At 52.8% G+C, this 16,027-nt stretch carries 16 protein-coding genes; 3 read left to right on the forward strand and 13 right to left on the reverse strand.

Annotated features, from left to right (window positions below; translation table 11 throughout):
- Positions 1–13 precede the first annotated feature (13 nt).
- The 13 genes from ACMXD4_RS07115 to ACMXD4_RS07175 form a co-directional block, all read right to left on the reverse strand.
- Positions 14–1,906, reverse strand: a complete 1,893-nt coding sequence (locus ACMXD4_RS07115) for a twin-arginine translocation signal domain-containing protein (RefSeq protein ID WP_415880291.1) — start codon at positions 1,904–1,906, stop codon at positions 14–16.
- A 465-nt stretch (positions 1,907–2,371) separates the two neighbouring features.
- The gene (locus tag ACMXD4_RS07120; protein WP_415880292.1) at positions 2,372–2,896 is read right to left on the reverse strand and encodes a PepSY domain-containing protein; all 525 of its coding nucleotides are present in this window, start codon (positions 2,894–2,896) and stop codon (positions 2,372–2,374) included.
- A 43-nt stretch (positions 2,897–2,939) separates the two neighbouring features.
- Positions 2,940–3,572 carry a LuxR C-terminal-related transcriptional regulator gene (locus ACMXD4_RS07125; RefSeq protein WP_415880293.1) on the reverse strand — a complete coding sequence of 211 codons (633 nt, stop codon included), beginning with the start codon at positions 3,570–3,572 and terminating at the stop codon, positions 2,940–2,942.
- 131 nt (positions 3,573–3,703) lie between these two features.
- A complete protein-coding gene (locus tag ACMXD4_RS07130; protein ID WP_415880294.1) occupies positions 3,704–4,453 on the reverse strand; it encodes a flagellar brake protein in 750 nt (249 codons plus the stop codon).
- A gap of 341 nt (positions 4,454–4,794) precedes the next feature.
- Complete coding sequence (locus ACMXD4_RS07135) at positions 4,795–5,157, reverse strand: roadblock/LC7 domain-containing protein (protein ID WP_033155499.1); 363 nt, start codon at positions 5,155–5,157, stop codon at positions 4,795–4,797.
- A gap of 10 nt (positions 5,158–5,167) precedes the next feature.
- Complete coding sequence (locus tag ACMXD4_RS07140) at positions 5,168–5,731, reverse strand: protoglobin domain-containing protein (protein WP_205450894.1); 564 nt, start codon at positions 5,729–5,731, stop codon at positions 5,168–5,170.
- 139 nt (positions 5,732–5,870) lie between these two features.
- A complete protein-coding gene (locus ACMXD4_RS07145) occupies positions 5,871–6,092 on the reverse strand; it encodes a flagellar regulator YcgR PilZN domain-containing protein (protein ID WP_415880295.1) in 222 nt (73 codons plus the stop codon).
- Between the two features lie 70 nt (positions 6,093–6,162).
- A complete protein-coding gene (locus ACMXD4_RS07150; protein WP_415880296.1) occupies positions 6,163–6,669 on the reverse strand; it encodes a hypothetical protein in 507 nt (168 codons plus the stop codon).
- 593 nt (positions 6,670–7,262) lie between these two features.
- Positions 7,263–8,705: a two-component system sensor histidine kinase CreC gene (gene creC / locus ACMXD4_RS07155; protein WP_415880297.1), complete on the reverse strand. Its 1,443-nt coding sequence runs from the start codon at positions 8,703–8,705 to the stop codon at positions 7,263–7,265.
- Positions 8,702–9,385, reverse strand: a complete 684-nt coding sequence (gene creB / locus ACMXD4_RS07160; RefSeq protein WP_415880298.1) for a two-component system response regulator CreB — start codon at positions 9,383–9,385, stop codon at positions 8,702–8,704. Before creB ends, creC begins: the two co-directional genes overlap by 4 nt.
- Before the next feature lie 4 nt (positions 9,386–9,389).
- A complete protein-coding gene (locus ACMXD4_RS07165) occupies positions 9,390–9,806 on the reverse strand; it encodes a DUF350 domain-containing protein (RefSeq protein WP_415880299.1) in 417 nt (138 codons plus the stop codon).
- A 2-nt stretch (positions 9,807–9,808) separates the two neighbouring features.
- A complete protein-coding gene (locus tag ACMXD4_RS07170) occupies positions 9,809–10,939 on the reverse strand; it encodes a glutathionylspermidine synthase family protein (protein ID WP_415880300.1) in 1,131 nt (376 codons plus the stop codon).
- A 2-nt stretch (positions 10,940–10,941) separates the two neighbouring features.
- Positions 10,942–12,144 (reverse strand): hypothetical protein, encoded by a 1,203-nt coding sequence (locus ACMXD4_RS07175; protein ID WP_415880301.1) that lies wholly within the window; start codon positions 12,142–12,144, stop codon positions 10,942–10,944.
- Positions 12,145–12,680: 536 nt separating this feature from the next.
- Here ACMXD4_RS07175 and ACMXD4_RS07180 point away from each other — a divergent pair.
- From ACMXD4_RS07180 to ACMXD4_RS07190, 3 genes are all read left to right on the forward strand, one after another.
- Complete coding sequence (locus ACMXD4_RS07180; RefSeq protein ID WP_415880302.1) at positions 12,681–13,493, forward strand: formate/nitrite transporter family protein; 813 nt, start codon at positions 12,681–12,683, stop codon at positions 13,491–13,493.
- A gap of 75 nt (positions 13,494–13,568) precedes the next feature.
- Complete coding sequence (gene cynS / locus ACMXD4_RS07185) at positions 13,569–14,012, forward strand: cyanase (RefSeq protein ID WP_415880303.1); 444 nt, start codon at positions 13,569–13,571, stop codon at positions 14,010–14,012.
- A 19-nt stretch (positions 14,013–14,031) separates the two neighbouring features.
- Positions 14,032–15,870, forward strand: a complete 1,839-nt coding sequence (locus ACMXD4_RS07190; protein ID WP_415880304.1) for a protein kinase domain-containing protein — start codon at positions 14,032–14,034, stop codon at positions 15,868–15,870.
- Positions 15,871–16,027: the final 157 nt, after the last annotated feature.

A 16,027-nucleotide genomic window follows, 5' to 3' on the forward strand; every position in this document is an offset into this window, starting at 1 on the left:
GTTTCCGAAATCGCTAAACCGTTACCTTGCTGCCATCGAATTTGGTAAATGTGTAGCCAGCGAAAGGTTCATTGTAGGTGTAACGCTGATCTCTAAGCAGGCTGATCGCCAGCGCTTCGCCCAAGCTATGCGAAGCGGAAATGTCCGCGCGAATATGGAAATTGTTAAAGTTGCGGCCGAAACCGACGTTGTTGACCAGTTTGTTCAACTCGCCGCCCACGGTCAGTTTTTCCGAGCCGGTGTAAGGTCTGAGTTTGCTTGGATCGTTGGGGTCCACCTCGACCGGATTCGGTATCACATAGTTTTCGTCGAAGAATGCTTTCAACAGAGTGATAGGCGTCGCCGCGCTGATGGTCGCGCCGCTTGGATAGCCTGGATGGGTGGGGGCGCCGACATTGCTGGCGCTGTTCAGCAAATAACTACCGTATTGCTTGTAAATCCGCGCCACGGCCTCCGAATTTAGAATATCGGGATGGATAGGGTAATTGGCGCCATTGGCCAGAATTTTGTGGACCAGGCCGCCGTAATCTTCCGGTCTCAAGCGGCGATTGACATACCAGTTTTGATAGTAAGACACCCGGTTGGTATAAGCGCCGGCCAGTGCCAACAAGCCTTGAATGAACGCGGTGCTGAAGGACGAAGCGGTAGAATCTTGAGTAATTGAGTTTTTGTAAGGATTCGCCGGGTTCAATGGTGCACCGACACCGCCCAGCAACGGGTTGCTGGCATTGGGTGCTGAGGTCAATATTTGCAGGACGTGCAAATAAGTAGGGCCGCTGCCGCGTGCCAAGGTCGCCAAATCGCGGCCATTGATGATATGGCGGCGCCCCGCTTCCAGGGTAATGTTTCTGCCTATGCTTTGGCCGTTACGCAGCGCCAGCCATTCTTCATAGGTGGCGCCGAATGTCTCGCCGGCTTTTTGAATAGGGCGGGTTTGCGCCTGGCTGGCGATAGTGCCCCAGGTTGGAATGGGGCGCAATAAAAATTGTGAAATGTAAGGACCATCCAAGCTGCCGTCAGGCACGACATATTTGCCTTTTTTACCGGACGGATCGGCCTGGTAATCGACATAGGACGCGGTGCTGCGGAACAAGGTTTCCGGGGTGACTTTGCCATCGATTTTAGGGCCGTTGAAGGCTTTTAAACTGTTCAACTCGGCGACCGCGGCCAACACCAACTCGTTATTGGTGTCGTTGCGATATTCGTTAAACGGCACGTCGCGCAGCAATGCCTGCCAGTACACTTCGATGTGGTGCGCGGCCAGTTCGGCGCTGTCGAGCGGGGCGGCTTCCGGAATGGCCAATTGGCTATTGGCGATGCCTTCCAGACTGGCGGACAAAGGCCCCTGAATACCGGCCAATTTAGTGGTGCCGCCCAGTTTGATTTTTTCAAAATCCTCGTGTTTGCCGGTTTTTAGCGCCTTTAAAAACGATTCGTAGGAATCCGGCAGCACATGGCCGTTGGCATCGTGTTGCAATCCTTTTGTAGAAATCGCGATTTTGTTCGGATAGCGCAGTTCGTCGCCATTATTGGGTTGCGGCGGAATATCGATCTGGTATTCGGCTTCGGCGGATTTTAGCCGCGCTTTAAAAGCTTTTTTTCGCAAATCCTTGCTATGCAGCGTATCGAAAACATTGCGCTGATATTTTCTTGAGAAGTCTTGGCCGAGCGATTCGGGGATTGAGTCGTCATCGTCGAAATGACCCCGGCCGACAGCCGCTTGAACCGATGCCGGTAAGCTTGGCGCCAACACGCCTGCAGCGGAAATTACGGCCGCCCTGCCGATAAATGAGCGTCGGCTGATGTTGCTTGCGCCCGCATCCGCGGTGTCCGCGGCGCTTTGGCCGTCGTCCGATGCGGATAAGTTGGATACAGAATTTTGTGCGGAAAACGATTTGGTTGGCATAGGATTTTGCTCCGTAAAATCTTTTAATGTGACATGGCAATTAATGTGTCCTGAGAATCAAGGTTTTCTGAGCCTCAATGTAGTCACCTCAAATTCCATGCCAACTAAAAAACGGCGAATCCTCTGGTTTGGCGCGGGTCAATATGCTGCGGATGGAGCAGCATTTGGTTTATCGCTGTTGCTAAGGTAATACCCTGGCAAGATTAATTCTTAAGTTTTGTGAAGATAAACGTCTTCATTTGGTGTCCCGTATTTCCGCCCGGGTAGGTGTGCTACTGGATAACACCTGGGAGAAACACCGGCAGGCGATTGGTTTGGACGTCAATACCTGAGCAGCATTGGCGGATTGACGGAACATCGGATGGGTAACTGGCCGCATCGCGGTGTGCGGCGGACTGCTTGGTTATTCTTGGGACTCTACATGGGAGAGTCCCAAGGGTTAGTCGTTAGTCAGTTAAGCCCTGATTAACGTTTTTCGTCCGCCTCTTCGCCGATTTCCCATTCCTCGGTGGCGGTTTCGATGATTTTGCCGCTGGCGGCATCCACTTCGATTTTGGTTTCTAAGCCTTTGTCATTCACGATGTCGAATTCGTAAGACGAGCCGCCGTTTTCCTCCACTTCGTATTCGACTTCCTCAATCTTGCCGGGGTTGGCTTTTAACGCAATTGCCGCGGCATCTTCCTCGGTGATTTTGACATTCTTTTTGAATGCCAGGCTATTGGGGTCGGCTACTTCAGCTTCTTTTTCAGTCAGCTTGCCGCTGTCGGCATCGCACATGTATTCCCATTCCTGGCGGTTGTTGTCGCGCAGTTCCAGTTCATAGGCGCCTTTACCGGCTACGTTGAGCTTTTCCAGTTTGACCAGCTCACCCGCTTTTTCTTTTTTGACGGCCTGGATGCAATTTTCCAAGCCTTGATCGGCTGCCAAAGCATTATCGGATAACATGCCCAAACCGGCTAATACAGATAATGCTAACACTGACTTTTTCATAAACCACCTCGCAAAAATAGGAAAAATTCCCGAATATCGGGAATCATACGCCTTTATGCATAATCAAGCCATGGCTATTGGCAAATTTTGTCAGTGTGTCCCGATTGTCGATAGCCAGTTTCAGCTTGATTTGAGTTTGGCAATTGGAGACCGTTTTACTGCTGATACCGAGTTGCGCGGCTACCGTTTGCAACGAACAGCCTTCGGCTAACAGACAAAACACATCAAACTCGCGGGAGCTGAGAGAAACAAAGGGTTCTAACTGTTGTTTGATTTGCCGCATGGCCAGCAATTGGGCAATCTCTTGGTCCAGGTAATATTCACCCTGCACAATCGTACGGATGATCTCAGCCAACTTGGCCGCGTCGGGAAACCATCTCAGCAACCCGGTCACTCCGACCTGCAAATAGGTCAGGGCATGGGCGCTGGAATGGCTAAGCAAGGCTACAAACTTACAGGTGGGTGTAATGCCTTTTATTTGATCGATCAGATCCAGATTGTCCGGCAACGCCGCGTCACCATCAATCAGGACGACGTCTAAAGCCAACAAATTCATCGGTTCCGTAGCGTCTGGCTCGATTGTGATGACGGCAATGCCTTGGTTTTCCAATTCTTTAGGATTAAGGCTAATTTCTGCAAACCCTTGCGCGGGTAGCAATAACCTGATGACTGACACGATATATTGCCTATTGTCTAAACGGGTGGAATGGCAAACCTAGGACCTTTTGGTAAATAAGGTATTGCTGTTTTTTGTTTGAGCCTAGCTAAACTTGGAGATTAACGGAAACCGGGCGGTTTAGCGCCGATTCAATGACTCTCGATGTTTTTCAGCATCCGTTCGATAGATTGCATGTAGATCTGCACACTGCTCTCAAAAGCCGGCGAAATGGCGGTAAATTGAAAACCTATGCGATGCGCGGTGCTTATCGTATTGGTTTTGACGTCGATACTGTATTTGGCGCGCATCCCAACGTCGGCGTGGTGGTGTTCGTGGTCTTGCAGAAATAAGGTGCAACTGACGACTTCAACACTAAGCAATTCCTGTTGCAAATCATGGTCCGGATTCAATAAAGCCAGTCCGCACAAGCCAATATCGATCAATTTGAAGGTTTTAACGACAGATGTTTGTTCGCCATCCGCATCGCTTAGCTTAAAACCGAATTGGCAATACGTGCCGGCATGCGACTGCGGCACTTTCACCCGATAATAATTGCGCCGTTGCCGCCAGTACAGTCTATCGGGCAAGGGCATGATTAGTACCGCACCATGCGTGCTTTGCGCCAGTTTGATGTTCACCCCCTGAAAAGCCGCATCAATCCCATCCACCTGCGTAAAGAAATGCGCGCGCTTGCTCAGTAACAAACGGTCCGTCAATTCCTGGGTGGGCGCAATGTCTATCGCCAAGGTATTGTGTTTAGGGTCGATTTGCACAATAGCAGTTAAAAACGCCTGATTATCCGCGCCATAGCGAGCCGACAAAATGCAATTACGCTCCTGGATCTCCGTTAAATAATTGACAATCTGTTTCGGGCTAAAAATCGCGTAGTCGTTTTCCATTGCTAGTGATCATCGGTTTTGCAAATATGCGGAAAATATACGTTAAAAACCGGATTGTTGCCTTGTTGGAAATAAGGAGGGGCTTAAGCTTTTTAGGGCGGGGACGTTTAGGTCTAGTGGGTGCAACGCTGGAGCAATGAGCGAGTGCCAATGTGACAAATTCAGGCTAAGTTGTCAGGGAAGCCTAGCGCGCACCTTGATCTATAGGGCTTTGGTATTGACATCTGCCGGGGAGCGGTAAAGGTATTTGAAGGCGGGGATCGACTGCCGGATGCGGAAAGCAGTCTGACCGGTGGTAAGATCGAGGTGACGGGTGTAATCCCGTCACTCCAATTCAATCTTTACAGCATTTCCGCGATCTGAACCGCCGCTCGCTTAACATCAAGAAATATCAAGCCCAATTTGGCCGATGACTTGGTTAAAACGGTGAGAACACCCTCAGAACCGGCATAGGTCATTAACACATAGCCAGCCTTACCTTTGATCAGCACTTGCTCCAACTCGCCTCTCGCCAGCTCTTGCGCAGTCCGGTCACCTAATGACAACATGGCGGCGCTCATCGCGCCTACCCGGTCTTCGTCCATGGAAGCCGGTAATACCGAGGCCATCATTAAACCATCAGTCGATATCACGCCACTGGCTTCGATGTCGGCCGATGAACCATTCAATTCCGTCAAAACAGATATTAATAAATCCGCGCGCATAGTGATCTCCTTATTTGTCTCTGTAGGCCAAGGCCAGATTGGTGAATAACGTGCGGCTCATGCCGGAAATTTTCAAAAACTTTTCCAGTTCTTCCGCCAGGCTCGAGGCTTGATAGGATTGCTGCATCACCAGCAATGAAAAGCCGGTTACCGAGTTAACCGCGGCAATCGTCCGAGCGCAATATTGCTTATCGTCACCAAAGGTTTCAACTATCAGCGTGAAAAGACGGTTATTGATCAAAGTCATCGCTCCGGCCATGAATTCGACAGGCAATTTAACCTTGACATGCACATCACCGACCTTGAACATCTGTGCGGTAAAGTCTTTATCATAGGGGCCTGTGAATAGCCCTTCCATCCATAGGCGGTGGGTTTTTTTCAGACCCTCGACTCGTCCTTCCAGAAACGAAGCCGTTTCCGGTATGGTGGCCAACTGTTGATAAAATTCGTCGGTTACCGCCGCCAGATACGGCTTAATTTGCGACCCAACCTCTAGCAACAAAGCTTCCTTATCGGGGGTAAACCCGCTAAACGATTTGCCGTATACGGTCAGCTTTTCGAAATCCAGTGACATTAAACAATCTCCTCGTGAACTTAAAAAAATGCAACCGACTTTGTGGGGGGTGTTTTTAGTGCGGCCGCATGGTCTTGCTAGTTAGACTCAGCGAGGAAAGCATATACCAGGTTTTTTTTGGGGTATTTTTCTGCGTTGCTTATTTGCGGTTTATGAGAATTGGCTCGCAAACCATAATGTTATTAATTTTTCGAGCGTCTATAGCCAAAGCATTGTGCTTAAGGTCAATTTGTACCATTGTGGTTAAAACCGCTTGATCATTAACCGCATAGCGAGCAGACAAAATGCAATGACGCCGCGGGATTCCCGTTAGGTAATTGATAATGTGTTTTGGGCTGGAAATCGCGGAATTGTCTTCCATCGATAGTGGTCTTCGGTTTTGAAAAAATACGTTAAAGACCGGATTGTTGCTGGCTGGAAACAAGTGATGTCTAGGGCGGGTTGGCGATAGTGGTTGCGTGACAAATCGAAGCTAAATTGTTAGGGAACACTTCGCGCACTCTGGCCCGCCTGGCTGCGATATAGTGGCAACAGTAATAAGAGGCACAAATCGCCGGCCCGAAGAATGTTGCAATAGAGCACCACTTTCCCAGGTCAAGAAAGTCTTTTGCCGAAAATGATTGAGGGGTAACCGTAAAAAAGGACATCACCTTTTCGTAAAGAAACGGGCTATCAGCAATTAGTTCGGCAATAAGGAAAGTAAAGGTGACGGCGCTTCGAATATTAGACTCCCGAGGATTTTGAAATACTGCGAGCCACAAACCAACTGCACCAAGTGTAGCTGTAGTGGACCATAAAATCCCTAAGTACCGTGGCTCAAAGTCAGGAGTTAATAGGGTGATCGCAAACATCAAAAATGTCGCAGGCAGGGCGCCGAATGGGACTATCAAGAGGCTCCGGTCTCCATATTCAACAGTAGATTTAGTGTTCTGTTTCAACGATAGCCCTAGGAGTTTATTGGAAAGTTTCTGTTTGCTAAGAGAGCATCAGCGATAGCGTCATTTGCCGGAAGACCAAAAGCCAGAAAACGAAGTATACCGGCAAGCCTATTCGACGGTGTGCATCAGCGGACAATCTATTCGTAATCGGCAATCTTCAGGAAAGTATCCATCAGCTCGCTTCCGTTTCACACATCCAGATGGCATTGAAGGCATAGGTTGAGATTTGGATGCGCAGCTACGCAGATTTCCCTGCACGAGCAGGCCTTTCTGATAAATACAATCCAATACCCTAATGCCAGAATTGCTAGGTCCCCATATTCGGTCTGAATATCCTTCCGTAAAGTGTTTAATACCAAAAATCTCCCAGTCATTATCAACCGAAAACCATGCAATTTGGCAGCCATTGTAGGTGTTTTCTATATCTTTACCGCGAGGATAAACTTTCATAGTTCGGCCATGTATAAGATATTCTCCAGCGTTTTCAGGAGGTTTTTTCAATGCGCAATTGGTACCGAGAGGAAATGTATCTTCACCATAAGCAATTTGCTGTAGGCCTAGCGCGATGAGTAGACAAATAATCGAATTCGACTTCATATGCGCAGCGTCATAATATCAGCCAAACGCAATACCGCTTCCGCCCCGCCGCCAAAGGCATTGCCGACTCGAATCTCGCCGCCATGCAACAAAGCCACTTCCTTAACGAAGGCCAAGCCCAACCCGGTACTCTTCCGGCCATTGTGGGGGCGGGGCAGGGAGTAAAAGCGTTCGAACAAACGTTCCAATGCGTAGTCGGGTATGCCGGGGCCGTGGTCGCGGATGCGCAAGATGATTTGCTTGTCGTCGCGGCGGCCGTCGATTTCGATTGTGGACTTGGCAGGGGCAAAGGCCAAGGCGTTGTCCAATAAATTGGAGATGGCCTGCCGCAATAAAAACTCTTCAGCCAGCACTGGCAGCGGTTCGTCTACCGACACGGCGGTGTGCAAATTGAGTTGCAGCAGTTGCGGGGCTTTTTCGGCCAGGACGCTATTCAGTAATTCGCCTAAATCCAATAGCTGTGGATCGGATAATTGTTGGCGCTGCTCCAATTCCGCCAGTCCCAGTAGTCGTTCGATTAATTGGTCCAGGCGTTCGGCTTGTTCGCGGGCATTACCGGCGAAGCGACGGCGGTCGGTGTCGGGTAGCGGATCTTCCAGCAATTCCGCCGCGCCCCGAATGGCGGCCAACGGGCTTTTCATTTCATGAGTCAAGGTTTGCACGTAGCGTTCGACGTATTGTTTGCCTTCCAATTCCTGGCGCATGGTTTCCAGCGCGTGTGCCAGCGTGGAGAGTTCGACGCTGCGCAATTTGGGCGGGCTGGCTTTGCCGCCGGACGCGACGCTACGGGCGTAACTGACCAATAAATCGATGGCGCGGGTCAAGCGCCAGTTGAATATCGCGCCGAATAGTAAAGCGCCGCCGAACAGCCAGAAGGCCCCGCGTTGTATGGCATGCTTACTGGCGTCGACAATGGGTTGCAGCAGGGCGGTGGGATAGGCGACGGTGACCACGCCGATCAATTTATCGCCGTCGCGCACCGGTGCCGCGACATGCATGGTCGAGCTGGTCTTGTCACCGGGATTGGCCTGCGAGGAGCGCGCGCCGTATTGGCCTTGCAGAGTCAGATAAACATCGTTCCAGCGCGAGTAGTTTTCGCCGATTGCCGTTCCCGCCGAGTCGAAACGGACGATGCCGGCCGCGTCGGTGACATAAACCCGGTAATCCAGGCTTTGTTTCGGAAACCCGAAAATACTCGCCGATACCGGCCGCTTGCTGTAGCGCTTGACCGCTTGAGCGAAATGGCCGTCGGCGATGCTGTCTTGCCGCAAATCCGGTGCGGCCAGCTCGGCCAGCAGGTTAGCGGTATCCACCAAACTGGCTTCCAGCGCGGTACGCACGCCGGGGCCGATTTGCTTCACCACCAGCATTAACACCAGTTGCCCGGTCACGGCCACCAGCAGGAAGTAGCCCAGAAATAAACGTACCGATAACTTCATCGGCTTTGCAAGCTATAACCCAGGCCGCGATGCGTGCGTATCGGATCTTGATCGGCGGCGGCCGAGCGCAGTTTGGCGCGCAGGGTTTTGATATGAGTATCGACGGTGCGGTCGAACACATCGCCGGGGTCTTGCCAGATTCTTTCCAACAGTTGTTCGCGGGAGAAAATCCGCTCTGGGTGTTCGATGAATAGTTTCAGCAACAAAAATTCGTAACGGGTCAAATTCAGCAATTGTCCGCAATAGCGGATGCGGCCGGCTTGGCTATCTAGGTCAAACGGCGAGTTTGGTGCCGGCGTTGGATTGGACGCTCCCAGTCTGCGCAGAATCACGCCCACTCTGGCCGCCACTTCGCGCGGGCTGAACGGCTTGGTGACATAGTCGTCGGCGCCGATTTCCAAGCCAACGATGCGGTCGATTTCGTCACCGTGCGCGGTCAGAAAAATCACCGGAATATCCGAGAATCGACGCAACTGCCGGCACAAGTCAAAACCGTTGCCGTCCGGTAGGCCGACATCGAAAATCGCGAGGGCGAATGAGGCAGTTTGCAATCGGCTCAAGGCTGTTTGCAGCAGGTCGACATGTTCGGTTTGATAACCGCTTTGATTCAGCACATAAATCAAGGTATCGGCAATCGCCGGTTCGTCCTCGACGATCAAGATGCGTTTGGCGGCAGTCACGGCGTCAATAGGTCATGCAAGCCGCGCTTAACAAGCCTGCCGCCAGCGCAAAGCCGGCCAGCACGATGGCCGGCCCCAGTTCATCGTCGGCGATGCGTTTACATAGATCTGCAAAGGCCAGCCGCAGCCCAACAAACACCAGCACTTGCAAAAATAAAGCAATGCCGGCCCAGATCAACATATCGATAAACGACACGCTGTTGGCGATAGCCCCGGACAGCGCCAATACAAAGCCCAGCAACGCGGCGCTAAACGCCAGGGCCGGCGCGGATTTGCCCTCGCGGATCAGCTTGAATTCAGCGTAGGGCGTAATCCACAGATAGCAGAAAGCAAACGCGCCGGTTAGCGCGGCGGCCGCGACAAAATGCAGAAAAAAGCCGTTGGCGCCGGCCAGGATGTGAGAGAGGTCTAGCGATTCCATAGTCAATTCTCGACGAAATAATGCGGGATGAAGCGGCTATTGTTGCCGGTGATTTCGGTTTTGTCTTCACGGATGCCGATGCCGGCGGGTTGATCGGCGATGATCCAGGAGCCGATCACCGGGAAATTGCCTGCAAACTCGGGCAGCGGCGTATAGCGTTGAAAAATGCAGGCCTCGCCGCCGTAACTGCCGCCGGTTTCGACGAGGCTGGCACCCCGGCGAATCTGGATGTTGGCGCCTTCGCGGGAATACAGCGGTTTGCGTACATAATCGCCCAGCAGCGGTTGGTCGGCGAAGCTGGCCTCCAGCAGATTGGGGTGGCCGGGAAACAGCTCCCACAAAATAGGCAACAGGCCTTTATTGCTGAGCAGCAGTTTCCAGGGCGGTTCCAGCATCGCCGGCTGGGCTTGCGGCAAGTAAGGGCCAAACTCTTCTTGCAACAGCCATTCCCAGGGATAAAGCTTGAAGAGCGCGCGGATGGGGTTATTGCGCAGATCGACAAAGCGTTGCCGGTTGGCGTCCCAGCCGATTTGTTCGATAGCCAGGCGTTGGGTTTGCAGGCCGGCTTGCACGGCGGTGTCGCGCAGATATTCCAGATTGCCGCTGTCTTCGTCGCTGCTGTCGACGCCGGCAAAATGCAGGTTGGGCTGGTGCTGCCGGTACTGTTGCCAAAAGACCAGCAGTTTTTCGTGTATCGAATTGAATTGATCGGCGTCCGGATAGCAATCCCGCAACCAGAACCATTGCACCACGCCGGCTTCCAGCAACGCGGTGGGCGTGTCGGCGTTGTATTCCAGTAATTTGGGTTGGCCGCTGCCGTCCCAGGCCAGATCGAAGCGGCCGTAAATACTGGGTTCGCGGCGCTCCCAAGAGTCGACGATATAGGGCACGGCCCAATCCGGAATCAGCAGTTGCTTGAACAACTTGCGGTCTATGATGGACTGAACCGCTTGTAGACACAGCGCATGCAATTCGGCGGTGACGTCGTCGAGCATATCGATCTGGCTGACCGTGAAGCGATAGCAGGCCGATTCGTCCCAATAAACATCGCCGTCCAGGGTGTGATAATTCATCCCAACGGCTTCGACCCGCTGCTGCCAATCGGCGCGTGGCCTTAGTTCTATCCGTTGCATGCTTAGCCGCCGAAGGAACTGTGCGAACCACCGAAGAAACCGAAGCCGCCGCGCCTGACCGAACTATGGCTGTCCGCGCTGCCGTTACCGCTATAACGGGAACTCGAGCCGCCGCCATGGCCACCGCTACTTCGGCATTCAATCGGATTGCCCTGGTCGTCTACGCAATCTTGTTGGCGTATCCGAAAATCGTCGGGGTTCCCGTGATAATTGGCTAGCGATAAGCCGCCCAACAAGGCCAGCGACACCTGCATGGAACGCCGAGGGACTGTCGCTTGCACCGGCCGGGTTTCCGGTGCGGCTTGCAATACGCTTTCCCAGGTGGATAGCCGGGGATAAAAGTCGTAGTGATAAAGCGCGCCTATCGACAACAGCAGATAAAAATCCAGCCTGTTGCCGCACAGTAGAAACAGCGGTAAGCCCAGCCAGGCCACGCCATTGGCGATTAATGCGGAACGGAAGGCCCGTTGCTGGGCCTGCGCCACGCGTAAGGTATAGTTCGGTACGCCAGCGGGCGGCTTGGCCAGGGTTTGCAATAGCGGATAGGCCGCCAAGGCAATCGCTACAAATAACAAGCGCACCGGCCACGCCGGTAATTGCGGCGCGTAACCGGCAAAGACCGGATGTTGCCAGTACAGCATCGTTGCATAGATCACATATACCAGCAGATAGACGGCGGTCAGCACGGCCATGAAGCGGAAGGACGACACCGCTTTATCGAACTCCACGCAGACGGCGCTGTTGCTACTCAGCGGGCTGCTGGAAAAGCTGCCGAGCCGATAGATGTTACGTCGATACGAATCCACCCATAGTCGCAGCTCCGCCGACAAAAAATTGCCTGCTATTTGAATAGACTCACGTTGGTTTTTGTTGGAGCCGTGAAAAAAGCGCCAGGATTTCGCATTTCCCTGATCCTGGCTATCGGCTACTAGCAAGGCATGGGTTGGAATAGTAGTTTGGCCGAGCCAGCTGCGTTTGACGATTTTGTCGGGATACAGCGTAATCGATTGAGTCGAGATGATGCCAAGCAGCGCCCAAGCGGCATAAGCGCCGAATAAAATAAAACTAACTTCGACAATGAAAAAATTACTTAGAAATCCCGCCCAAGCCATCAGGAAGGCCAGCGCTAATCCCAGTAGCGCAAGCAGTTGTCTCCAAGCGCTGTAAGTAAGAACCAGTTTTTTATTAAGCGACGACGATGGCATAGGCTCGGCTAAATAAGGCGGTGACGTTAGAAGCGGTTACTGGACAAATGTCGGCGAAGCATAGCCGCTACTCGGTGTTTTTGCTGAAAATAGTCGTTAGAAACCGGTGCCAGAAGCTGATGTTTGATACTGGCTTCGCATCTGCCTTCGGACTTGTCTCAGATGTGCGTTTTCCTGTTTTGGTGCGTTGGCGGTCCGTTTTGGTGCGCGATGCGGGTTTGGGTTGCTGAGGTTGGCAGTGCAAAGCTTGTCAAACCTGCATTCAAAGCGCTGGCACAATCCGTGCTGCAAGTTCCCCGGTGCAATGGCGCACCCTCGGTTCCCTTCAACAACGGCGTTGAAATGTTGCTGGTTTTATAACCCGCAATACTGTTTGCTCGGCCGTTGTCCTGCTTTTATCCCTTCAGGACTTTCGCTGATCACAAACACGCCGTTTCCAAGGGAACTTTAGCTTGCGCATACAGGCTTAATCAAACGAATGTCGGTGCTTGATAACCACCGACATTCAAGTCGTTCCCACAATTTAAAGGTGAGTTATGTCCTATCTGATCCCTTCGGAATTCGTCACAAAGATGGTCGATGCCGGTGAATCCAAAATCTTCATGTCTACCCGCGACACGTTAATCCGCGCTTACATGGCCGGGGCGATCCTGGCTTTGGCGGCGGTATTTGCGGTGTCGATTACCGTGCAAACCAACTCGCCGATCTTTGGCGCGATTTTGTTCCCGGTCGGTTTTTGCATGTTGTATTTATTGGGGTTTGATTTGCTGACCGGCGTGTTTGTATTGACGCCGCTGGCCTTGCTGGATAAACGCGCCGGCGTGACCGTTGGCGGCATCCTCAGAAACTGGGGCTTGGTGTTTTTAGGCAATTTTCTCGGTGCCTTGACGGTGGCGTTTATGATGGCGGTGGTGTTTACCTATGGTTTTTCAGTCGAAGCCGACGCGGTCGGCAAAAAACTGGCCGGCATCGGCGAAGCGCGGACCCTGGGCTATGCCAAATACGGTCTGGCAGGATGGTTTACCATTTTTATCCGCGGCATGCTCTGCAACTGGATGGTATCCACCGGCGTGGTCGGGGCGATGATTTCCACCTCGGTCAGCGGTAAGGTGATCGCAATGTGGATGCCTATCATGCTGTTCTTTGGTATGACCTTCGAACACTCGGTGGTGAACATGTTTTTGTTCCCCTCCGGTTTGATCATGGGCGGTAATTTTTCGATCATGGATTATTTTGTCTGGAACGAGATCCCCACCGTGTTGGGTAATCTGGTCGGCGGTTTGGCGTTTACCGGTTTGACGCTGTATTCCACGCATGTCAAAACTGCGCCGAAGCGCTCTTTCAACTAAGCGCCAAGCGATCCGGCCCCGATGCCGCTGAGCACGGGGCTTTTTCTCGCTGTTAACCAAGCTAAGGAGTTAAACATGACACGCAACGAAGTGACCGAGTTGGTCGTTACGCAAAAACTGGCCAAGCAATTGAGCTGGGCGCAACTGGCCGAAGCGATTGGTTTAAGTAAGGAATGGACCACCGCCGCATTGCTGGGGCAGATGACTTTAAACGCCGAGCAAGCCGCGACCATCGGCGCGTTGCTGGAGTTGCCGCCCGCGGCCATCGCTCAGCTGCAGGTAGTGCCGTACAAAGGTTCGCTACCCAGCGCTGTGCCGACCGACCCGTTGATTTACCGTTTCTACGAATTGGTGAATGTCTACGGCACCACGTTTAAGGCCTTAATCCACGAAGAATTCGGCGACGGCATCATGAGCGCCATCGATTTTAGTATGGACTTGCAGCGTGAGCCCGATCCGAAAGGTGATCGCGTAAAGATCGTCATGAGCGGGAAATTTCTGCCTTACAAGAGTTATTGAGGCTGCCGTGCTTTAAACCATGTCCGGGAAATTAAGCATTACAGTCGGCCAATATTCCGACAAGGGCCGCAAGCCGCTGAATCAGGATTTTCATGGCGTTTATATCGCCAAGGAACCGCAGTTAAGCGCCAAAGGCATTGCCATCGCGTTGGCTGACGGCATCAGCAGTAGCGAGGTTAGCCACATCGCCAGTCAGGCGGCGGTGACCGGGTTTTTGGCGGATTATTTTTGCACCTCGGAAGCTTGGTCGGTGAAGAAGTCGGTGCAACGGGTGCTGACGGCCACCAATTCCTGGCTGTATGCGCAAACCCGGCAAAGCCGCGATTGCTATGACATGGATCGCGGCTATGTCTGCACCTTGAGCGCGCTGGTGATTAAATCCGCCACCGCACATCTTTTTTCTGTCGGTGATACGCGGATTTACCGGGTAAGCGGCGGCGAACTGGAACAGCTGACCCACGACCACCGTTTGTGGCTGTCTCAGGAAAAAAGCTATCTGAGCCGAGCCATGGGCATGGACTCGCATCTGGAAATCGACTATCAAACGCTGACTGTCAGCTTGGGCGACATCTTTGTGCTGGCGACCGACGGCGTCTACGAATACGTCAGCCCGCGCTTCGTTACCCAAACTATCCTGCAAGCCGGCGACGATCTGGACGCTGCCGCAAAAAACATCGTCGAGGCGGCCTACGCAAATGGCAGCAGCGATAATCTGACCGTGCAGATTGTGCGTATCGACCAACTGCCGCTACCCAGCGCCAACGAGTTGTATCAGTCTTTAACCGACTTGCCGTTTCCACCGCCGTTGGACGCCAGGATGGAGTTTGATGGCTACACCATCGTCCGCCAATTGCACGCCAGCAGCCGCAGCCATATCTACTTGGCGGTGGACAACGACACCCAGGCGCAGGTGGTGCTTAAAACCCCGTCCATAGACTTGCGCGGCGATCCGGCGTATCTGGAGCGCTTTCTGATGGAAGACTGGATTGCCCGTCGTATCAATAACGCCCATGTGTTGCAGCCGTGCGCGCAGACGCGCAAACGCAATTTTCTCTATGTGGCGACGGAATTTATCGACGGCCAGACTCTGAAACAGTGGATGATCGATCATCCGCAACCTGATCTGGAAACCGTGCGCGGCATCGTCGAACAAATCGCCAAGGGCTTGCGCGGCTTTCATAGGCTGGAAATGCTGCATCAGGATTTGCGACCGGACAACATCATGATAGACAGTACCGGCACCGTTAAAATCATCGACTTCGGTTCAACTAGGGTCGCCGGCGTCATGGAGATGGGCGCACCCATCGGCGGCAATGCTATTCTCGGTACCGCGCAATATACCGCGCCGGAGTATTTTCTGGGCGAGCCGGGCACGGTGCGCTCGGAGCAGTTTTCCTTAGCAGTGATTACCTATCAAATGCTGACCGGCAAACTGCCTTACGGGGCGGAAGTGGCCAAATGCAAATCTCGGGCCGCACAGAACAAACTCAATTACGACGCTACTTTGTATCGCAACCGGGATATTCCGAGCTGGGTGGATGATGCGATCCGCAAGGCCGCGCATCCCGATCCGTATAAGCGCTACGAAGATTTATCCGAATTCATTTTTGACTTACGCCATCCCAACCCGGCGTTTTTGACCAAAACCGGTTCGGCATTGCTGGAACGCAATCCGGCGGCGTTCTGGAAAGGCGTGTCTTGCATCTTGGCGGGGGTTATCGTGGCCTTGTTAATCGGCCAATCCGCAAATACCGATCAAGCCGAGTCTGTTGGCTGCGTCCGGAACAACCGGGTAGAAGAGGGTGGACGGTCCCCCGCGCCTGTGGCAAACAGGGCCGGGTCACCCCACAATCGCTAGCCTGCCCAGCGGTATCGTCGGCCCGGATTTGCTTGTCTCTGCTATCCTTTCGGCTGTGCCGGAAAACCTGGAAGAATTGATCTGAGTTAATCGATAGGCTGAAAATTAACAAACATCGCCCGCTCCTTGGTATCCTTCGGCAAAATTAGCCCCAGTG

The sequence above is a fragment of the Methylomonas sp. TEB genome, from assembly GCF_047777895.1.
Lineage (GTDB): Bacteria > Pseudomonadota > Gammaproteobacteria > Methylococcales > Methylomonadaceae > Methylomonas.